This is a genomic window from Pseudomonas tohonis, from assembly GCF_012767755.2.
GTDB classification, from domain to species: Bacteria; Pseudomonadota; Gammaproteobacteria; order Pseudomonadales; family Pseudomonadaceae; genus Metapseudomonas; species Metapseudomonas tohonis.
Genome location: NZ_AP023189.1, coordinates 1,883,324 through 1,902,866, shown reverse-complemented (window position 1 = coordinate 1,902,866; position 19,543 = coordinate 1,883,324). Strand labels below are relative to the sequence as shown.

The window sequence follows — 19,543 nt, the reverse complement described above, 5'->3', positions numbered from 1 at the left end:
TTCTTCATTGCCTTGAGGCTTAGTGGGCCAGCAGCGAGCCGCCGGTCTTGCCCGCCAGCTTCTCGGGGCGGATCAGGAAGCGTGCCAGGGCAGGCAGCAGCCAGAGCGCACCGAACATGTTGACGATGAACATGAAGGTCAGCATCAGGCCCATGTCGGCCTGGAACTTGATCGCCGAGAACATCCAGGTCGCCACGCCGATGGCCAGGCACAGGCCGGTGAAGAGCACCGCCTTGCCGGTGGACTTCAGCGTCTGGTAGTACGCCTCCTGCAGCGGCAGGCCGGCACGCAGGAAGCTTTCCAGGCGGCTGTAGATGTAGATGCCGTAGTCGACACCGATACCCACGCCCAACGCCACGACCGGCAGCGTCGCCACTTTCACTCCGATGCCGAGGAAGGCCATCAGCGCGTTGCCCAGCACCGAGGTGAGGATCAGCGGCAGCACGATGCAGATGGTCGCTGCGATGGAGCGGAAGGTGATCAGGCACATCACCGCCACGCAGATGTAGACCAGGATCAGGATGGTCAGCTCGGACTGGGCGATCACCTCGTTGGTGGCCGCTTCGATGCCGGCGTTACCGGCGGCGAGCATGAACTCCAGCCCTTCCTTGTTGTGTTCCTTGGCGAAGCCCTCGACCGCCTTGACCGCGCGCTGCAGGGTCTCGGCCTTGTGGTCGTTGAGGAACACCAGCACCGGCGCCAGGGAGCAGTCGGTGTTGTACAGGCCATCGGCACGGCTGATGGAGTTGTTCAGCACGTCCTGGTTGCGCGACAGGGTTTCCCACTTCAGGTTGCCCTCGTTCATCCCCTTGATCACCTGCTTGGACACGGTGACCATCGAGATGGCGGATTGCACGCCCTGGGTGTTTTCCATCGTCCACATCAGCTCGTCGATCGGCGCCAGCGCTTCGTGCGTGGAGCAGCCTTCCGGCGCGGTCTTGACCATCACCACGAGCACGTCGGAGCTGGTGGAGTAGTTGCTGATGATGAAGTTGTTGTCCTTGTTGTAGCGCGAGTCGGGACGCAGTTCCGGCGCGCCCTGGTCGAGGTCGCCGATCTTCAGGTTCTGGCCGTACCAGAGGCCGCCACCGAAGGCGGCCAGGGCGACGACCACGGAGATCGGGGCAACGACCGGATGGGCGAAGTTGGACAGCAGGCGCCAGAACGGGTGTTCGCGGGTCGCGTCCTTCTTGCTGCGCTCGATGGCCTTCTTGCTGATGCCGACATAGGAGATGGCGACCGGCAGCAGGATCAGGTTGGTGAACACGATCACCGCCACGCCGATGGAGGCGCCGATGGCCAGCTCGCGGATCACGCCGATGTCGATGATCAGCAGGGTGATGAAGCCCACGGCGTCGGCCAGGATGGCGATCATGCCCGGCAGGAACAGCTGGCGGAAGGTACGCCGCGCGGCCGTCAGGGCGTTGTCCGCATCGCTCGATTGCAGGGCGATGCCGTTGATCTTCTGCACCCCGTGGGAGATGCCGATGGCGAAGATCAGGAAGGGCACCAGCATCGAGTAGGGGTCGAGACCGAAGCCCACCGAGTGCATCAGGCCCAACTGCCAGATCACCGCCACCAGGGTGGTGGAGAGCACGGCGATGGTGCTGCGGATACACCAGGTGAACCAGTACAGCAGCACCAGGGTGGTGAGGAAGGCGATGCCGAAGAAGGCCACGACCATGATCAGGCCGTCGATCAGGTCACCGACCTTCTTGGCGAAGCCGACGATGTGGACCTGAACGTTGGGGTTCTGGGCCTGGTACTTGTCGCGAATCTTGGCTTCCAGTTCATGGGAGAACTGGCGGTAGTCGAGCTTGAGCAGCTTGCCCTGGTCGTTCGGGTCCGGGTAGGACTCGAGCAGCGGCACATCGACGATGCTGGACTTGAAGTTGTTGGCCACCAGGCGGCCGATCTGCCCGGACTTGAGCACGTTGTTGCGCAGCTCGTCGAGGCTGTCGTCGGAACCGTCGTAGGTCTGCGGGATCACCTCGCCGCCGGCGAAGCCTTCCTCGGTGACCTCGGTCCAGCGCACGCTGGGGCTCCACAGGGACTTCAGGCCGGAACGGTCGACGCCGGGAATGTAGAACACCTCGTCGTGGATCTGACGCAGGGTGTCCATGTACTCCTTGCTGAAGATGTCCCCGTCCTTGGCTTCCACCGAGATACGCACGGTGTTGCCCAGGTTCGCCAGGTCGTTGCGGTGCTCCATCATCTTCTGGATGAAGGGGTGGTGCAGCGGGATCATCTTCTCGAAGCTGGTGGACGGACGCACCTGGGTGGCCTGCCAGAAGAGGAAGATGCTGACCAGCAGGCAGATGACGATCACGGCCGGCCGGTTGTTGAAGATCAGGCGTTCCAGGAAGGTCGCCTTGTCCTGGTGATGGTTACTCATCGAAACTCCCCCGGCTTGTTATTGTTGGCCCAGCTCGGCGCCAGTCGGCGAGGCGACACGCGCTCCGCCCTGTCCCACCAGGATCAGGTTGCCTTTGGTATCTGCGGTGGCGCTGGCCAGCGACAGGCGATCGGAACGGTTGACCACGCTGAAGGTGCGACCGGCATCGGTGCTCTTCAGGACGCTGCCACCATGGCCGACCACCAGCAGGGTGCCGTCATCGAGCAGGGTGCCGCCGGAAAGACCGAACTCCAGGGTGCCGCCACGGGCATTCTTGAGTGCGATGGTTTCCCAGGTCTTGCCGAAGTCGGCGGAGCGGAACAGGTGCCCACGCAGGCCATAGGCCACGACCACGCCCGGCTCGTTGGTGCCGGTGGCGCCGAACAGGGAACCCTCGTAGGGGCCCTCGAGGCGCTCCCAGGTCTGGCCCCAGTCGGGCGAGCGGAACATGCTGCCCATCTCACCGACGATGAACAGGCCGGAGTCCTTCACCGCCGTGATGGCGTTGATGTGGTACTGGTCTTCGTTGTCCAGGCGGTCGCTGACGTCTTCCCAGTTCTTGCCACCGTCCTCGGTGGTCAGCAGGGCGCCGTAGGAGCCGACGGCGAAGCCGGTGCTGGCATCCTTGAACCAGACGTCGAGCAGCGGAGCCTCACGCTCCAGGTCCTCGAACTGCTGGGTCCAGGTGGCGCCACCGTCCTCGCTGGCGAGGATCTGTGCGTCATGGCCGACGGCCCAGCCCTTCTTGTCGTCGACGAAGTAGACGGCGGTCAGCATCTGGCGGGTCGGCACCTTGGCCTGGGTCCAGGTCTTGCCGTCGTCATCGGAATAGAGGATGTGCCCACGGTCGCCGACGGCGACGAGGCGCTTGCCGGCATGGGCGATATCCAGCAGCAGGCTGCTGGCCGCCTTGGGCGATTCGATGGAGAACACGGGTGCTGATTCGGCAGCTTGCGCGATGGGCGCGGCGCCGAGAGTCAGGACGGAGAGCACACTGAACAGCGAGAGCGCTTTGGCCAGCGGCGAGTGGAAGCGGAACGCCGGTTGCGCAAGGGACTGCACGTCATGACCGGACTGGGTGCGCCGCAGGACGGGCTCACTCATACACCTTTCCCCCTTATTGTTATAGGTGGACCTTGCCTTTTGGCAGGCCGCCTATGCTATCCAGCTTTGGAAAGCCATGACAATCGGCTGGACGTTATGTTTTGTTAAGGCAAACCCGCGTGATTGAGGCCTTATCAGGGGCCCTGATAGCAAAAAGGCCGCTACGTTTGTAGCGGCCTTTTCGTCAGGCTACAAGGCGTTTATCGGGTACCGCGGCGACGCAGTGCCGAAGGCTTGAAGTAGCCGTCGTCCGGAACAGCCTGGGTGAAGTCGATGGTGGTCGGCTCTTCGTTGTCCAGGTTCTGCACGTGGTAGCGACGGGCCTGAAGGTCATGGAACACGTCCAGTGCGGACCAGGTGGTCGGCAGGTCGTAGTAGTTCTTCAGGTAGGCCATCGATACACGCCACAGCTCGCCACGACCGTCGTACTGGTCGACCACGGCGGCTTGCCAGCTGTCCTCGTCGAGGAACAGGGTGCGCTTGGAGTAGATGTGGCGGGCACCGGACTTCAGCGTGCCCTCGACGACCCACACGCGGTGCAGTTCGTTGCGGGTGACGGCCGGGTTCAGGTGGCCGGGCTGCAGCAGGTCCTTGTACTTAACTTCAGGGCTGGAGACCTTGTAGTTGTTGTACGGGATGTAGATTTCCTTCTTGCCCACCAGTTTCCAGTCGTAGCGATCCGGAGCACCGTTGAACATGTCGGTGTCGTCGGCGGTACGCAGGCCGTCGGCGGCGGCGATCGGGGTGTCGTAGGCCAGGTTCGGCGCACGGCGTACGCGACGCTGGCCGGCGTTGTAGCCCCAGGCCTGACGCGGTTCCTTCACCTGGTCCAGGGTCTCGTGCACCAGCACGGCGCCACCGGCCAGACGGGCCGGGCTCTTGGTGAAGGACAGGTAGTAGAACAGGATGTTGTTCAGGTCGGCGTACGAACCTTTCGGGTTGTAGTACTTGAACAGGGCTTCCTGCTGCGAGGTGACCAGGGAGTAGTCGCCATTGCGCTGCACGGCCACTTCGGAGGCGCGACGCACGATGTAGGAACCGCGGTAGCGGACGATGTGGTTCCACAGCGCCTCTACGCCGTTCTGCGGGATCGGGAACGGGATGCCGCCGTAGGCGTCGGCGAAACCGTTGCCGCCGTCCAGCAGCTTGGCGGTGGTGGCGTTCTTGATGGTGTTGTCATACACCCACTGCGGCGCGGAACCGGAGCGGCGGGTCGGGTAGACCGGCATCTGGAAGGTGGTCGGGTAGGCGTTGAACAGGGCGATCTGACCCGGGGTCAGATTGGCCTTGTACTGGTCCAGGTTCGCCTTGGTGATGGTGTACAGCGGCTTGTCTTCCGGGAACGGATCGACATGGTGCTGGCCCGGCTTGTAGCCGGCCGGAGCCTGGGTGATGCCACCGGTCCAGGCCGGGATGGTGCCGGCGGCGTTGCCGGCCTTCTCGGCACCGAAGGGCGTCAGGCTAGTGCCCAGTTTGGCGGCTTCCTGAGCCGACACCGCGGCCAGTGCGCTACCGGCGGACAGTGCAAAAGCGACTGCCGCGCCAACCAGCGAAAGCTTTTTCAGCATGTTGGTTCTCCGTGAGGGTTCAGCGGCGGGCACCCGCAGGTGCCCGCATTCTTTCTAGTTAGAAGGAGTACTTGACGTTGACGCCGATATTGTCGCGATCGCGGCTGGAGTTGTTCTGGCCGGCGCCATAGAACTCGGTGTACTGGATCTCGCCTTCCAGGCTGTTCAGGTAGCTCGCCTTGAGGCCGACGGTGTAGGCCTTGCGGCCTTCGATGAAGTTGCCGGTCTGGTGAGAGTTACCTTCGAAGTCGTCCTTGTAGACCACGAACGGAGACAGGTTCACACCGGCATACACGTCGTTCCAGGTACCGGACAGCACCAGGGTGTAGCCGTAGGAGTTCTTGTTGACTTGGTCATCACGGCCGTAATTGCTCGCGTAAGCACCGTTACCACGACCTGCGTAGTAGCGTACGTTGCCTTGGTAGTCGGTGTACTTAAGATCGCTACCACGGAGGTGTTCAGACGCCAGTTCGGCCACACCGATCAGAGAGTCGAAGCCCAGCGAAGGACCGAAATTCTGGATAGCGCCCCACGAGGTATTGAAGGACTCTACACGCTCGTAGTTATGCAGTTGGCCGCCCAGACGTACGTTCTGCCCCGCAACGTTGATGCCCTGCCCCAGCGAGAACTGAGTGGCCTGACCGAGGAATTGCTGAAGTGCATCGTTGGTCGCAGCGATGCCGATCGGCATGTTCGGGCGATAGGCGATCTCACCGAATACAGAAGTCTCGTTGATGGTGGTGTTGAAGCTGAAACCGTATACACGGATGTCTTCGACATACTCGCGGCGAGCCTGAATCTGGTTCCCCAGATCAACAGCCAGCAGCCCACCGACGATCTGCTGTGCAGAGGTGCCGGCAGCAGCAGCAGCGCCAGCCACGGCAGCATTACCGAGCAGAGCACCATACTGGCCAGCGCTGATACCGCTGTATGCGCTGTTCACATCAGCGTAGATATAGGGCTCTTTGGAGTGATAGTTGATGAAGTAGGCACCAAACTCCGTCGAGTTCAGCTCTTCAGCTATGTACTTGAAGTTGACGCCGAACTGCCCGTCGTTCTTGGCATTGATATCCGGACCAATGGAAGCGACTTTAAAGGCACTCGTGTTGGCGAATTCACTACCACGGAGACCTGTTGCCGGGTTAGAGGACAGCAGGCCATAGAGCGAGTTGCCGCCGAGCAGCGGGTTCGGCGTCATAAGCCCTGCCAACGACCCACTCTGGTTGTAAGCAGTATTACCGCCATCTGCAAACAGGTCGGTCTCGGAGAAGTAGGTACCGGCCGGGTCGATGGCACTTTCTTTCCAGTTGAACTGATAGAAGGTTTCCATCGACAGGTTGTCAGTCAGGCCAAGGTTGAAGCTCAGGGCCTCGACCGGAACCAGTACCTCTTTCAGCTCGGAGCCCGGCAGGCGGAACTGGGCGGCATTCAGCGGGTTAGTGGTGTTGATACCGCCACGATAGAAGATACCCTCACCCCAGTTGAAGACCTGCTTACCAAGGCGCGCACTAAGCGGCATGTTGGCAATATCCCAGTTGCCATAGACATAGGCGTCGAGGATCTGCGCATCGCGACCGGCCTTGTGACGGGTCTCGTGAGTGAAGCGGTCGTCGTTCGGATAGCTCTGGCTCGGCTGAACGGGGGTGTTGTTGTCGTAGTAATCGTTGCGCTTGTCCATGATCTGGGTGTCATAGAAAGCGGTGCCGCGGACGAACACACCGTAGTTCTTGTAGGTCGCTTCCAGGTCGGACGTGATCTTGTACACCTCGGAAACCAGGCCGGTGTCGAAGTTACGGTTGCCGTCGTTGGTGTTGATGTCGTTGTTGGTCTTGTCCTGGCCCTGGACGCGCCACAGTTGGCCGTAGGAGACGGTGGTGTCGATGGAACCGCTGATCTCGTCGTCGGCGAAGCTGAATTCGACCGCCTGGGCCTGGACGGCGCACATCAGGGGCAGGAGACCGGCGAGGGCGTAGCCGGCCTTGGCCGGAGCGAAGCGCAACTGGGGCTTGCGGGACTTGAGTTCCATCGAGACTTTACTCCGTGGACAGATCATTCATTTGTTATTACGGCCCCGTCTGGCAGGGACGCTGTTCAGCCGCTCGTGCGACCTTTCTTCTGGCGTGGGCGGAAGCACCAACGCGTCTGAACCGCGGCCTTCAGCAATTCTTGCGGGACTGGAGGGCCTGGGACGGCGTCGAGACGTGCAACCATGGTGCCAAGTGCACGTTTATGGGTCGTTATATTTTTCTGAACGAAGGGACAGATTAAATTCAAACGAGTGACTGATCATCCACTGATCAAATCTTACGAATCGTCCGATTTTGTCCTACAAGGTGGCTCGATTTGTCACTCAAAACCACACCTATAGCGCTTGCGCACTCATACCTCGCTCACCCCGTCAAGAAAGAAATGCCAGGGAACAGGCCATTTACGCCTCAGAGACCGAAGGGATATTCCTTTGAGTAACAAAAAAGTGTTACCGGCAGATTGCCAGTAACACTTGTCGACGCCGGGGAAACGGCAGCGGAACCACGGACGTGGTTCCGGAGGGTCAGGCGAGGCTCTTGCTCACCACTTCATAGACATCGCTGGACAGCTCGCCGGAGGCGAGGATGCGTTCCAGCTCGGCCCGCATCAGCGTCTGCCGCGCCTCGTCGTACTTGCGCCAGCGGGTCAGCGGCGCCAGCTGGCGCGAGGCGATCTGCGGGTTCAGCGCGTTGAGGGTGATCACATGGTCGGCGAGGAAGCGGTAGCCCGCACCATCGGCCCGGTGGAAGTTCACCAGGTTCTGGTTGGCGAAGGCGCCGATCAACGCACGCACCTTGTTCGGGTTCTTCAAGGTGAAGGCCTTGTGGCCCATCAGCGCCTGCACGCGCTCCAGCCCCCCCGGCAGGGTGCTGCCGGCCTGGACGCTGAACCACTGGTCCATCACCAGCGGGTTGTCCTTGAAGTGATCGGCGAAGCTCGCCAGCGCCCTGGCCTTCTCGTCCTCGAAACCGGAGTTGACCAGCACCGAGAGCGCGGTCAGGCGTTCGGTCATGTTGTCGCAGGCCTCGAACTGTTCCAGGCAGGCCTGGAGAACCTCGGCCTTGCCACTGAGCATCAGGTAGGACAGGGCGATGTTCTGCAGGGTGCGACGGGCAAAGTGCTCGGCGGAGGCGACATAGGGCGTCTCGCGCGAGAGGGCACGATTGGCCTGGTAGCGCGCCAGCAGTTGAGGGAACAGGGCATCGCTGATCGACCGGCGGGCGAACTCGCGCGCCGCATGGATGGCGTCGACATCGGCGACTTCGCTGATCTCGGTGAGATAGGCCTCGCTGGGCAGCGAGAGCATCTCGGCCACCATCGCCTGGTCCAGCGACTCGTCCTCCAGCAGGCTGCGGAAGGCATCCAGCAGGCGGGTGTCCAGCACCAGCGCCTCGCCACGCTGGTGCTGGCCGATCAGTTCCTGCAGCACCTGCACGGAGAGCTGCTGACCGGCGTCCCAGCGGTTGAAGCCGTCGCTGTCGTGCTGCATGAGGAACATCAACTGGTCGCGGCCATAGGGGAAGCTCAGCTTCACCGGGGCGGACAGCCCGCGCAGCAGCGAGGGCAGCGGCTTCTCGGCGATATCGACGAAGGTGAAGGTCTGCTCGGCCTCGGTCACAGAGATCACCCGGTTGCCGCCAAGGGCCTCGCCCTCGCCCGCCAGGCGCAGCGGCAGGTCGTTGCCGGCGGCATCCAGCAGGCCGAGCTCGACGGGAATGACGAAGGGCAGCTTCTCGGCCTGGCCGGGGGTCGCCGGGCAGCTCTGGCGGAAGGTCAGGCTGTAGGTCCTGGCGGTGGCATCGAAGGCTTCCTCGACGGCGAGGCGCGGCGTACCGGCCTGGCTGTACCAGCGCTTGAACTGGGTCAGGTCGACGCCGTTGGCATCTTCCATGGCCTTGACGAAGTCGTCGCAGGTCACGGCCTGGCCGTCATGGCGCTCGAAGTACAGGTCGGTGCCCTTGCGGAAGCCCTCGGCGCCCAGCAGGGTGTGGATCATGCGCACCACTTCCGAACCCTTCTCGTAGACGGTCAGGGTGTAGAAGTTGGAGATCTCGATGAACGAGTCCGGGCGCACCGGGTGGGCCATGGGGCCGGCATCCTCGGCGAACTGGTTAGTGCGCAGGAAGGCCACGTCCTCGATGCGCTTGACGGTGCGCGAGTTCATGTCGGCGGAGAACTCGGCATCGCGGAACACGGTGAAGCCTTCCTTGAGCGACAGCTGGAACCAGTCGCGGCAGGTCACGCGGTTGCCCGACCAGTTGTGGAAGTACTCGTGCGCCACCACCGCCTCGACGCGCTGGTGGGCGGCGTCGGTAGCGGTCTCGGCCCTGGCCAGCACGCAGCTGGAGTTGAAGATGTTGAGCCCCTTGTTCTCCATGGCGCCCATGTTGAAATCGTTGACCGCCACGATCATGAAGATGTCCAGGTCGTACTCGCGGCCGTAGACCTCCTCGTCCCAGCGCATGGACTTCTTCAGGCTGTCCATGGCGTGCTGCACCTTGTCGATGTTCTCCGGCTCGACGTAGATGCGCAGGGTCACCTCGCGCTGGCTCATGGTGGTGAACACGTCTTCCACGCACCACAGGTCGCCCGCCACCAGGGCGAACAGGTAGGCCGGCTTCTTGAACGGGTCTTCCCAGGTCGCCCAGTGGCGACCGCCCTCCTCCGCCCCGCTCGCCACCGGGTTGCCGTTGGACAGCAGCACCGGGTAGCGATGCTGCTCGGCGCTGACGGTGGTGGTGAACCTGCTCATCACATCCGGGCGGTCGAGGTAGTAGGTGATCTTGCGGAAGCCCTCGGCCTCGCACTGGGTGCAGAACATGCTGCCGGACTTGTACAGGCCTTCCAGCGCGGTATTGCTCTCGGGGTGGATGCGCACCGTGCTGTCGAGGGTGAAGCTGTCGCTGACGGGCTGCAGGGTCAGGTGGCTGTCGGTCAACTGGTAGTCGGCGGTACCGAGCTCGCGGTCGTCCATGGACAGCGCCAGCAGCTCCAGCTGCTGGCCGTCCAGGACCAGCGCGGGCAGGCTGCCGTCGGCGCGTTCGGGGTTGCGGCGCATCACCAGCTGGGCGTGGACCAGGGTGTGGTCCTCGTGCAGCTCGAAGGTCAGGGTGGTCTCGTCGATCAGGTAGTCCGGCGCCTGATAGTCCTTGAGGTGGATGACTTTCGGTTGTTCGGTTCGCATGCTTGCCTCTCCGAGGCAGCCCAGGCGCGATGCCCCGGCTGCGGTGTGTGTTCCTGCCAGGCGGGGCGGTGCGGCCTTACGGCTCGCTGCTCGCCACCACCTGGTAGGCCGTGAACTTGCGGATGTTGATGACCCCGGTGTCGAGGATCAGGTACTGGCCCTTGATACCGCGCAGGGTACCCTCCACCACCGGCGTCTTGTCCAGATCGAGGCTCACCACCTTGGTCGGGTAGGCCTCCACGGGATAGCGGATCTCCAGCGGCTCGACATCCTCGAGCTTCTGCACCGATTGCAGCCCGAAGCGCTGCTGCAGCCCCTGGATGCCGGCGTCGCAGGCTTCGAAGATGGCCTCGCGCACGGCGGGCAGGTCCAGCGCCTCGGCCTCGCCCTTGAGCAGGGCGCGCCAGTTGGTGCGATCGGCCACCTGGCTGCGCAGCAGGTCCTCCACCAGGCCGGATTGCTGGCGGGTGGCGACGCGCATGATCGGCAGTGCCTGGCGCGCGCCCTGGTCGATCCAGCGGGTAGGCACCTGGGTCGCGCGGGTGATGCCGACCTTGATGCCCGAGGAGTTGGCCAGGTAGACCACGTGGTCGGTCATGCAGAAGGACTCGCCCCAAGCGGGCTCGCGGCAGGTACCGGCCTCGTAGTGGCAGCGCTCCGGGCTCATGATGCAGCTGTCGCACTGCGCCAGCTTGGTGAAGCACGGGTAGCAGTAGCCCTGGGCGAAGCTCTTGCCGGTCTTGCGCCCGCAATGGGAGCAGTGGATCGCACCGAGGAACTCCAGGCGGATGCGCCGGCCCAGCAACGGATTGACCGCCACCTGCCCCTCGCCGAGACGAAACGCGTACTGCACCACCGGATCACCCAGTTGCGCGGACATCTTGCTCAGCGCGCCGCGCCCCAGCTCTTGCATGTCGCAGGTACCCATCAGTGGATCGAGTCGGAGGATTTGAACAGGATGTTCTCTATCTTCTCGGACTTGGAGCTGCACTCCTGCGGGCCCATGTAGCCGGTACGCTCTTCCTCCGGCAGGTTCTTGATCTCCCAGGCGATGACCGCCTGCAGGCTGAGCTCCTTCTGCTCCTGGGTCAGCTTGCGGCCGTCGGACCACTTGCCGATCTCCACGGCGAGCTTGAGGCTCTGGTAGACATCCTCGGTGATGTTGCTGATCAGCTTGGCGAAATCGGACACGGCGGTTTCCTGAAGGGCGGCGAAAACGAGCGCACATTCTAGCGGCACTGCCGGTGTTGCGCACCGACGCCGGTCAGGGCGCCGATGCCTGCTGGGGAGCCGGTAACCTAGAAATCGCGGGAAAGCTTCACTTGCTCAAGCTCCTTTTCCAGGGAGCGGCGGAAGATCTGCGGGCCGGCGAAGCTGTAGACCACGAAGCCCAGCCAGGCCCATTCGATGCCCTGGGCCAGCGTCTCGTGGCCGTGCTGGTTGCTGGCGATCACCACCACGCGGTAGAGCACGAACATGCCCAGCAACACGATGATCGAGCGGGTCGGACCCAGTTCGGACATCCACGAGTTGTAGCGCCACCAGAGCCCCATGAAGGGATTGCCGCGCGCCTTGATGGCGGACATCAGGTAGAGCGCGGAGACGTCGTTGGCATTCTCGCGCAGGGCCCAGATCGCGTGGTCGCGCGCGCCCTGCAGGTCGCCGCGACGCAGCAGCAGGTGGCCCATGGTGACGATGGCGCCGGGGTGGTCGGCACGCAGCTGCAGCGCCTCGCGGGCATAGCGCTCGGCCGGCTCCACCTCGCCGCGCAGGCGATGGTAATGGGCCAGCGCGGCCAGGCAGTCGGGGTTGTCCGGCGCCAGCTCCAGGGCTCGCTGCAGGCTGGGCAGTTGCTGGCCGCGACGCCCCATCAGGTCGGCGAGCTCGGCGCGGGCCAGGTGATAGCCGGCTTCCTGGGGATTGAGCTCCAGCACCTGGTCCAGATGCTTCTCCGCCACCTTGAAGCGCCGCCGCGCCATGGCCACGCGGGCCGCGACGTAATGGGCGAACTCCAGTTGCGGGTCGGCGGCCAGGGCCAGCCCGGCCTCGCGCTCGGCGGCGAAGGCGCGGCGCATCAGCAGCAGGCACAGAGCCAGCAGCGCGTGGGCCTCAGCGTGTTCCGGGTCGTCGCTGAGCAGTTGCCGCAAGCTGTTGATCGCGCCCTCGACATGGCCGCTCTGCAGGCGCTGGTAGGCCAGGTGCAGCAGGTTGGTTTCGTTCATCAGCTGAGCACCAGGAACCAGAGGGTGAAGGGCAGCAGGTTGAGCACCAGGGCGCGCAGGAAGAAGGCGCCCAGCAGCACCACCGGCAGGCCGAAGCGGTTGAGCACGCCGCCGTAGTACTGGTAGAGCTCGATGGTCGCGGCCTGCATGACGAACAGCGCGTAGCCGATGGCCAGCTTCCACACCACCAGCACCAGCATCGCGTACTGCAGGCTGTCCTTGTCGAGGATGCCGGCCTGCCACAGGTAGAGCAGGCCGAAGGCCAGGCCCAGGCTGCCCAGGAGGCCGATGGCGGCCAGCACGGCCTCGCGCACCCGCGTCGGGCTGCCCACCGCCACGCCGTTGAGCACGAACCAGGGCAGGCCTAGCCAGGCGCCGCCCAGCATCAGGCCCAGCAGTGGCCACAACGGCTCCACCGCCAGGCGTGCCAGGGTGCCGGGCCGGGGCTCGTCGTCCAGCCGGTAGAGGTTGCGGTTGTCCATCAGCGCCCCTTGCCGTGCTTGTCGAGGAAGGCCAGCACTTCGTCGTACTGGCCACCCTCGTTGGAGTAGCGCGCGTAGTTGCGCGCGGTGGTCAGCCACTCCAGGGTGGTGGCGCGCACCTCCTTGAGGGCCGCCTTGAGGTGGCGGTCGGTCACCGGCTGCTCGCGGCCTTCGGCGATGGACTCCTCGATCGCCTCGTCCACCGCCGTCTCCACCAGCTCGCGCAGGTCGGCACCGGAGAAGCCCGAGGTGCTGCGGGCGAGGAACTCGTAGTCGATCTCGCCTTCGCTGGGCCGGTCGGCCATCAGCATGCGCAGCAGGCTGGCGCGTGCGGGGCGGTCCGGCGGCGGCACGAAGAGCACCCGGTCGAAGCGCCCGGGACGACGGAAGGCGGCATCCACCGACCAGGGCACGTTGGTGGCGGCGAGGATCAGCACCCCATGGTTGGACTGGGCGAAGCCGTCCATCTCGGTGAGGAACTGGCTCACCAGCTTGGACGAAGTGGCTTCGCGGGTATTGGTACGGCGCCCGCCCAGGGCCTCCACCTCATCGAAGAACAGCACCGCCGGCGCCTTGGCCCGGGCTTCCTCGAACAGGGCGTGGAGCTTGCGCTCGGACTCGCCGATGTACATGTCCAGCACATCGGAAATGGCGACGTTGAGGAAGGTGGCCTTGCACTCACCCGCCGTGGCGCGGGCCAGCATGGTCTTGCCGCAGCCCGGCGGGCCGTAGAGCAGGATGCCGCCACCGACGCGCTTGCGGAAGCGCTGGAACAGTCCCGGCTTCTGGTACGGCAGGATGATCTTCTTGTGGATGGTCTTCTTCAGCTCGTCGAGGCCGCCGACATCGTCGAAGGTCAGGGTCTCGGCGGACGGCGTCAGCAGGCGCGTGGTCTCGGCCTTGTCGGTGTCGTCGTTGGAGATGACCCGCAGGCGCGGCCGCCCCTCGCCGCCACGGAAGTCCACCACCGTGGCGCTCAGGCGGCGCTGCAGGGCGAGGTCCTCCAGCGCCGGGCTGACTTCGACGGCGGCGCGGTACTCGCGCAGGCCCTCCTCGCGGCGTTCCAGGTCCGCCAGGGCGCGGGCGCGCAGCAGGCGCTCGGTCGGCTCGTCACCGCCCAGCAGCGCCAGCGCCCGCTCGGCATCGCCTGCCCCCAGGCACAGGCGTGCCGCCTGTTGGCGCAACGCCGTGGCGTCGAGCCGCTTGGCGAGTCCCTCGGGCAGGAAGGGCAGGCCGCGGGCGCACTCGTTGCGCTCGATCCAGGCCGGCAGCAGCAGCGCCAGCAGGGCATCGTTGTCGGGAGACGCCGACAGCGCCGCCTCCAGTTGAACCAGTGTCGCGTCATCCATAGTGCGCGAGGACTCCATTTGGGGATTCGGGACGGACGCCGCTCAGTGCGGCGTTTCCGGGCGCTCCACCTCGACCCAGACGAACTTGTCCGGGTCCAGCCGGGTTTCGGCGTCCAGCCGGTAGGCCACCAGCTTGCCGTACATCACCGCGCTGTAGTCGAGGCAGGCGAGATTGGGGCGGATCGGGGCAGGACGGCCACGTCGCCAGTAGTGGCCGACGAACAGCAGCGGCTCGTCGGCGCCATAGCTCAGCAGCGCGGACTTCTGCGCCGCCGACAGGGGTTGCCGGGCCACCTGCTCGGGCAGCGCATCGGGCTGGAAGACCACGTCGCCGTATGTCTGCGGGTCCTCCTCCCAGAACTTGGTGCGGAACACCGAGCGGGTGAAGCCGTCGCTGCCGGTCAGGGTCATGCCGCTGGGCAGCGGCATGTCGGTGCCGCGCAGCAGGCGGTTGAATACGCGGAAGGCGAAGCTGCCACGCTCGGCGGCGGCCTGGATGAACGCCTCGTCGACCCGCCCGTCAGGATGCTGGGCACGCAGCGGCTCGATCAGCTCACTGTCCCAGCAGGCATGGACCATGCGGAAGTGACCGCCGTCGATGAACAACGGCAATTCCTGGAACCAGCCGAGGAAGTCGTGCCAGTCGCCCGGATGGCCCTCGAACTGCTCCTGGGTCTCCTTGAGCAGGCGCGCATGGCGCGGCGTGTGCTCATGGACGAACTGCCGCCCGCTGCCGGGCGGCGCCGGGGTGTTCCAGCCGATGGCGTTGAACTCGTGGTTGCCCATGATGCAACGCGCCTGGCCGGCCTCGACCATGGCGTGGACCAGGTGCAGCGCCTCGCGGATGCGCGGGCCCCGGTCGATGATGTCGCCGAGGAACAGCGCCATGCGCCGGGGGTGCTGCCAGACATCGCCGTGCTTGCGGTAACCGAGGCGATCGAGCAGGCGCTCCAGGGTGCGCGCGCAGCCATGGACGTCGCCGATCAGGTCGTAGCCGCGCACGGCGTCGAGTTCCATCAGTCGCCACCACCCAGGCGGCTGCCCCAGCCCAGCTTGGTGCGGCAGACCTCGTAGTAGTTGTGGTCCAGCGGGTGGATGAGGCGCAGCTTCTGCGGCTTCTTCGCCACCGTGATGGTGTCGCCGGGGGCGCAGGTGAAGTGGTTCTGGCCGTCACAGGAAACCAGCGGGTAGATCTGCATGTCAGGGGAGACCACGATCTTCAGCTCGCTGTTGCTGTCGACCACGATCGGCCGGCTGGACAGGGTATGCGGGTACATCGGCACCACGCCGATGGCGTCCAGCTTGGGGTGCATGATCGGGCCGCCGGCGGACAGCGCATAGGCCGTGGAGCCGGTGGGCGTGGCGACGATCAGGCCGTCGGCCTTCTGGCTGCAGACGAACTGGCCGTCGATGTGCAGCTCGAACTCGATCATCTTGGTCGACTTGCCGGGGTGCAGCACCACATCGTTGAGCGCGTCGCCCTGGCCGATGGCCTCGCCGTGGCGGCGTACTTCGGCCTCCAGCAGGAAGCGGCTCTCCACCAGGTACTGGCCGTCGAGCACCTCGGCGACCTTGATCTCCAGCTCGTCCGGCTTGATGTCGGTGAGAAAGCCCAGGCTGCCCCGGTTGATGCCCAGCACCGGCACGTTGTGGCGCGCCAGCGCGCGGGCGGCACCGAGCATGCTGCCGTCACCGCCGACCACGATGACCAGGTCGCAGACCTCGCCGAGGATCTTCCGCGAAGACGTCTGCAGGCCATGGCCCGGCAGGACTTCGGCGATAGTGTCTTCGAGGATCACATGCAGGTGGCGGTCCAGCAGGAATCGTTTCAGGCGGCGAATGGTGTCGAGCACGTGGGGGCTGCCCAGGCGACCGATGATGCCGATATTGCGGAATTGCTCCATGGGGCTCCAGCAGGGCTCTGCAACGGGAGGAATGCTCGGATTATGGGCGAAAGCCCGTGACAGCGGCAAACCAGCCTCGACTATGCTCGCAGCATGCATCCCTTCGCCGCCCTCGCCACCCTGCCCCGCCATCTGCGCCATAACGCCGTGCGCGATCTGGCCTGGGTGCTGCTGTCCCAACCGCTGCTGGCCCAGGCCCCCTGGCGCCAGCGCCACCCGCTCAGCGCCAGCGGATGGGCCGCCGAGCCGGCGCGCCTGGCGGCCTGGCTGGAGCAGCAGGACGCCGCCCCCGCCGAACTGGAGCACTGGCTGACCCAGGGCTCCAGCCGGCGACTCGGCCTCTATTACGAGCGCCTCTGGCAGTTCGCCCTGGAGCGCGCACCGGGCATCCGCCTGCTGGGCGCCAACCTGCCGGTGCGGGTGGCCGGGCAGACCCTCGGCGAGCTGGACCTGCTGCTCCACGACGACGAGGGCGTGCATCACCTGGAACTGGCCATCAAGCTCTACCTCGGCCCGCGCCACGGCCAGGGCGAGGACGCCTCGCAATGGCTCGGCCCGGGCAGCCTGGACCGCCTCGACCTCAAGCTGGAACACCTCGCCCAACACCAGTTGCCGCTCTCCTCCAACCCGGAATGCCGCCCGCTGCTGGAGGCGCTGGACGCCTGGCCGGCCAGCGCCGAACTGTGGCTGGGCGGCTACCTCTTCTACCCCTGGCCGGGCGACTGCACCGCGCCCCTGGGCGCCAATGGCGAGCACCTGCGCGGACGCTGGCTGCGGCGCAGCGAGATCGCGGATTTCCTCGCCCTGGCGCCCGCTGCCGCCTGGCAGCCCCTGGAACGCCATTCATGGCTCGCCCCGGCGCGCTGCGTACGGGAAGACCTGTGGCCCCGCGAGCACCTGGAGCACTGGCTGCAGGCACTGCCCCCCGATGCCCCTGCGCGGATGCTGGTGCGGCTGGAAAGGAACGGGGAATGCTGGGAGGAGCGCGAGCGGGTGTTCCTGGTCAGCGATCGCTGGCCGCAGACGGTGGGGGCTTAGAACTGGAAGCTGGAAGCTTGCCAGCATGCAGGCCAGGAGCAACCCGACAGCTATTCGCGAGCGGAGCTCGCTCCTACGGCAAGCGAGCCCGGCCTGCACCCGTGGGAGCGAATTTATTCGCGATAAGGCGAACCCTGTAAATCGGGTTTACCGGCTGCGCTCGGTCCGTCCGCCGGAACGGGCCAGGTAGCCGGCGCCGTCCTCGCAGAGCAGCGCGTCACGCTGTATGGCGGGCAGTGCATCCAGGCCGTCGCGCAGGGCATAGGCCTTGAAGCCCAGTTGGGAGAGGAGGAACACCGCGCTGGCGCTGCGCTTGCCGCTGTCGCAGTAGCACAGGTAGGCCTTCTCGCGGTCGAGCAGGCGCGCCTTCAGGCGCAGCAGGTGCAGCGGCATGTTCAGCGCTTCGGGGGCGTGGGCGCGCTCGTATTCGTCCTGCAGGCGGACATCCAGCCACTGGGCGCCGGCGGCCAGCAGGCGCGAGGCCTCGCCGAGGGAGACCTCGTCCACCACCGGGGCCTTGAGCAGGGCGAAGAAGTCCTGGCGGTCCAGGCGCAGCACGACGCCGTCCTCGATCAGGGTGACGGTGGCATTGCGCGGACGGTCGGACAGCAGCGCCTCCTCGCCGAAGCAGGCCCCCACTTCGAGTTCGGCGAGCACCTGGTGGTCGCTGCCGGCACCGCGGATCACCTCGGCACGGCCGGACTGCAGGAAGTAGCAGCAATCCCCCGCCTCGCCTTCGCGCAGCACCTCGCTGCCGGCGGGCAGCTCGATGCGTTGCAGGCGCTTCACCATCTCCTGCACGTTGGCCGGCGGCACCTTGGCGAAGAGCGGGTTTTCCAGCAGGTGCTCCAGCCACTCCTGGTCGCCGTCCGGGTCCAGTTGCAGGAGCAGGTCCTGGTAGGCGGAACGCCAGGTGATGAGCCGCGCCAGGGTGGCGCTGTCGATGGCCAGCACGCTCACTTCGGTCAGTGCCAGGGCCTCCTGCAGGCGCGGCAGACTGGGTGACAGCGGGTGGCAGCTGGCTTCGCTGCCGGCCACCAGGCGCTGCTCGGCACCGTCGGCGTCGCGCAGTTGCAGCTCACCGGCCAGCAGGTAGTAGGTCAGCCGCGCCTGGTCGCCACGGCGGAACAGCGCCTGGCCGGCGAGCAGCGGCTGCGGTACCAGCTGGCTGCGCAATTCGCGCCACTGCTGCTCGGACAGAGCATTGAGCGGCGTCAGGCTGCGCAGTTGGTCCGGATTGAGCGGTTCGGTCATCCCATCACCTTGAGGCATCAGCTGAAGTGGCAGTGTAGCCAGCCAGTCGCAGCAGGCGCGGCAACATGGCTCGGCGGCCTTGCAAGCCCCCGGTGTGCAGCATGATCACGCGACTGCCGGCGGCAAGGTAACCGGCCTCCACGTGCTGGCGCAACGCTATTAACGCCTTGGCGGTATAGAGCGGGTCGAGTTCGATTCCCGTGCGTGCCTCGAAGTCGAACAACGCCTGCGCCAGCGCCGCATCGACACGGGCGAAGCCGCCTCGGCTGGCATCCAGCAGTCGATAGCCGGCATCCACGGCGCCGGCTTCGGCCAGCAACGCACTCACCTGCTGGGCGACACCATGGTCGGGGGGCACCGCCAGGGCTCCGAACACCGAATGGCGGCCGCCCTCCCCCAGCACCAGCCCGGCCAGGGTGGTGCCGGTACCGGCCGCCACCCAGAGCGCGTCGTAGTCGTCCCAGCCAAGGCGAGGGAGCTGCTCCTGGATCATCGCGACCAGCGGGGCGCAGCCCTGGGCACCGACAAGGCCACCACCGCCCTCCGGGACCTGGAGGAAACCCGGATAGCGCGCGGCCCAGGGCTCCCAGAAGCCCGGCAGGTGGCGGGCGCGGTAGCCGCCATAGCCGAGCCAGTGCAGCGCCATGCCCAGCTCGCGCAAATCGCTTACCGTCGGCGTCTCCACGGGCTCGCCGCGCAGCAGACCGACACAGGGGAAACCGAAGCGACGTCCCGCCGCCGCCAGGGCGTGCAGGTGGTTGGAATGGGCGCCGCCGAGGCTGATCACGCCTTCCGCCCCCTGGGCTGCGGCACGCGCCAGGTGCGGCGCCAGCTTGAACCACTTGTTGCCGCTCACCAGCGGGTCGATGCGTTCCAGGCGCAACAGGGCGAGGCTGACCGAGGCGCTATCGAGCCAGTCGAGGCGCACGGGGTCGAGGGTGGCGCTGGGAGTCCAGTCGGGCGATCGAAGGGGCAAGGCGGGTTCCGGCAACCGGGCGACGAAGGGCGGCAGGAT

The 19,543-nt window shown here is 65.6% G+C and carries 15 protein-coding genes; 1 reads left to right on the top strand and 14 read right to left on the bottom strand.

Going from position 1 to position 19,543, the window contains the following annotated elements; translation table 11 throughout:
* Positions 1 to 19: 19 nt before the first annotated feature.
* The 12 genes from HSX14_RS08825 to HSX14_RS08770 all read right to left on the bottom strand — a co-directional run bounded on the left by HSX14_RS08825 (position 20) and on the right by HSX14_RS08770 (position 16,236).
* Positions 20 to 2,395 carry an efflux RND transporter permease subunit gene (locus HSX14_RS08825; RefSeq protein ID WP_173173661.1) on the bottom strand — a complete coding sequence of 792 codons (2,376 nt, stop codon included), beginning with the start codon at positions 2,393 to 2,395 and terminating at the stop codon, positions 20 to 22.
* Positions 2,396 to 2,413: 18 nt separating this feature from the next.
* Positions 2,414 to 3,499: a WD40/YVTN/BNR-like repeat-containing protein gene (locus tag HSX14_RS08820; protein WP_173173659.1), complete on the bottom strand. Its 1,086-nt coding sequence runs from the start codon at positions 3,497 to 3,499 to the stop codon at positions 2,414 to 2,416.
* A gap of 200 nt (positions 3,500 to 3,699) precedes the next feature.
* Positions 3,700 to 5,067: a DUF1329 domain-containing protein gene (locus HSX14_RS08815; protein ID WP_111259392.1), complete on the bottom strand. Its 1,368-nt coding sequence runs from the start codon at positions 5,065 to 5,067 to the stop codon at positions 3,700 to 3,702.
* 58 nt (positions 5,068 to 5,125) lie between these two features.
* Complete coding sequence (locus HSX14_RS08810) at positions 5,126 to 7,093, bottom strand: DUF1302 domain-containing protein (RefSeq protein WP_173173657.1); 1,968 nt, start codon at positions 7,091 to 7,093, stop codon at positions 5,126 to 5,128.
* A gap of 525 nt (positions 7,094 to 7,618) precedes the next feature.
* Positions 7,619 to 10,279, bottom strand: a complete 2,661-nt coding sequence (gene pepN / locus HSX14_RS08805) for an aminopeptidase N (RefSeq protein ID WP_173173655.1) — start codon at positions 10,277 to 10,279, stop codon at positions 7,619 to 7,621.
* 76 nt (positions 10,280 to 10,355) lie between these two features.
* Positions 10,356 to 11,192 (bottom strand): DUF2797 domain-containing protein, encoded by an 837-nt coding sequence (locus HSX14_RS08800; RefSeq protein WP_175384290.1) that lies wholly within the window; start codon positions 11,190 to 11,192, stop codon positions 10,356 to 10,358.
* A gap of 14 nt (positions 11,193 to 11,206) precedes the next feature.
* Positions 11,207 to 11,470 carry a YeaC family protein gene (locus tag HSX14_RS08795; RefSeq protein ID WP_173173653.1) on the bottom strand — a complete coding sequence of 88 codons (264 nt, stop codon included), beginning with the start codon at positions 11,468 to 11,470 and terminating at the stop codon, positions 11,207 to 11,209.
* Positions 11,471 to 11,577: 107 nt separating this feature from the next.
* Positions 11,578 to 12,501: a tetratricopeptide repeat protein gene (locus HSX14_RS08790; protein WP_173173651.1), complete on the bottom strand. Its 924-nt coding sequence runs from the start codon at positions 12,499 to 12,501 to the stop codon at positions 11,578 to 11,580.
* Complete coding sequence (locus HSX14_RS08785; protein WP_173173649.1) at positions 12,501 to 12,983, bottom strand: hypothetical protein; 483 nt, start codon at positions 12,981 to 12,983, stop codon at positions 12,501 to 12,503. Before HSX14_RS08785 ends, HSX14_RS08790 begins: the two co-directional genes overlap by 1 nt.
* Positions 12,983 to 14,332 (bottom strand): ATP-binding protein, encoded by a 1,350-nt coding sequence (locus HSX14_RS08780; protein WP_173173647.1) that lies wholly within the window; start codon positions 14,330 to 14,332, stop codon positions 12,983 to 12,985. The genes HSX14_RS08785 and HSX14_RS08780 overlap by 1 nt, the downstream gene beginning before the upstream one ends.
* A gap of 42 nt (positions 14,333 to 14,374) precedes the next feature.
* Positions 14,375 to 15,349, bottom strand: a complete 975-nt coding sequence (locus tag HSX14_RS08775; RefSeq protein WP_173173645.1) for a metallophosphoesterase — start codon at positions 15,347 to 15,349, stop codon at positions 14,375 to 14,377.
* The gene (locus HSX14_RS08770; protein WP_173173643.1) at positions 15,349 to 16,236 is read right to left on the bottom strand and encodes an NAD(+) kinase; all 888 of its coding nucleotides are present in this window, start codon (positions 16,234 to 16,236) and stop codon (positions 15,349 to 15,351) included. Before HSX14_RS08770 ends, HSX14_RS08775 begins: the two co-directional genes overlap by 1 nt.
* A 93-nt stretch (positions 16,237 to 16,329) precedes the next feature.
* Here HSX14_RS08770 and HSX14_RS08765 point away from each other — a divergent pair, with 93 nt between their 5' ends.
* Positions 16,330 to 17,274 carry a DUF1853 family protein gene (locus tag HSX14_RS08765; RefSeq protein WP_173173641.1) on the top strand — a complete coding sequence of 315 codons (945 nt, stop codon included), beginning with the start codon at positions 16,330 to 16,332 and terminating at the stop codon, positions 17,272 to 17,274.
* A 147-nt stretch (positions 17,275 to 17,421) separates the two neighbouring features.
* Here the strand turns inward: HSX14_RS08765 and HSX14_RS08760 are convergent, their stop codons facing one another.
* On the bottom strand, positions 17,422 to 18,528 hold the full coding sequence (locus HSX14_RS08760; protein ID WP_173173639.1) for a cyclic nucleotide-binding domain-containing protein: 1,107 nt from the start codon (positions 18,526 to 18,528) through the stop codon (positions 17,422 to 17,424).
* A gap of 4 nt (positions 18,529 to 18,532) precedes the next feature.
* Complete coding sequence (locus tag HSX14_RS08755; protein WP_173173637.1) at positions 18,533 to 19,504, bottom strand: 1-aminocyclopropane-1-carboxylate deaminase/D-cysteine desulfhydrase; 972 nt, start codon at positions 19,502 to 19,504, stop codon at positions 18,533 to 18,535.
* Between the last annotated feature and the right edge of the window lie 39 nt (positions 19,505 to 19,543).

Excerpts from the sequence above, each read along its gene's own strand:
- HSX14_RS08790 (WP_173173651.1), bottom strand. The coding sequence starts at position 12,501 with ATGAACGAAACCAACCTGCTGCACCTGGCCTACCAGCGCCTGCAGAGC.
- HSX14_RS08760 (WP_173173639.1), bottom strand. The coding sequence starts at position 18,528 with ATGACCGAACCGCTCAATCCGGACCAACTGCGCAGCCTGACGCCGCTC.
- HSX14_RS08785 (WP_173173649.1), bottom strand. The coding sequence starts at position 12,983 with ATGGACAACCGCAACCTCTACCGGCTGGACGACGAGCCCCGGCCCGGC.
- HSX14_RS08775 (WP_173173645.1), bottom strand. The coding sequence starts at position 15,349 with ATGGAACTCGACGCCGTGCGCGGCTACGACCTGATCGGCGACGTCCAT.
- HSX14_RS08780 (WP_173173647.1), bottom strand. The coding sequence starts at position 14,332 with ATGGATGACGCGACACTGGTTCAACTGGAGGCGGCGCTGTCGGCGTCT.
- HSX14_RS08825 (WP_173173661.1), bottom strand. The coding sequence starts at position 2,395 with ATGAGTAACCATCACCAGGACAAGGCGACCTTCCTGGAACGCCTGATC.
- HSX14_RS08765 (WP_173173641.1), top strand. The coding sequence starts at position 16,330 with ATGCATCCCTTCGCCGCCCTCGCCACCCTGCCCCGCCATCTGCGCCAT.
- HSX14_RS08810 (WP_173173657.1), bottom strand. The coding sequence starts at position 7,093 with ATGGAACTCAAGTCCCGCAAGCCCCAGTTGCGCTTCGCTCCGGCCAAG.
- pepN (WP_173173655.1), bottom strand. The coding sequence starts at position 10,279 with ATGCGAACCGAACAACCGAAAGTCATCCACCTCAAGGACTATCAGGCG.
- HSX14_RS08800 (WP_175384290.1), bottom strand. The coding sequence starts at position 11,192 with ATGCAAGAGCTGGGGCGCGGCGCGCTGAGCAAGATGTCCGCGCAACTG.
- HSX14_RS08815 (WP_111259392.1), bottom strand. The coding sequence starts at position 5,067 with ATGCTGAAAAAGCTTTCGCTGGTTGGCGCGGCAGTCGCTTTTGCACTG.
- HSX14_RS08770 (WP_173173643.1), bottom strand. The coding sequence starts at position 16,236 with ATGGAGCAATTCCGCAATATCGGCATCATCGGTCGCCTGGGCAGCCCC.
- HSX14_RS08820 (WP_173173659.1), bottom strand. The coding sequence starts at position 3,499 with ATGAGTGAGCCCGTCCTGCGGCGCACCCAGTCCGGTCATGACGTGCAG.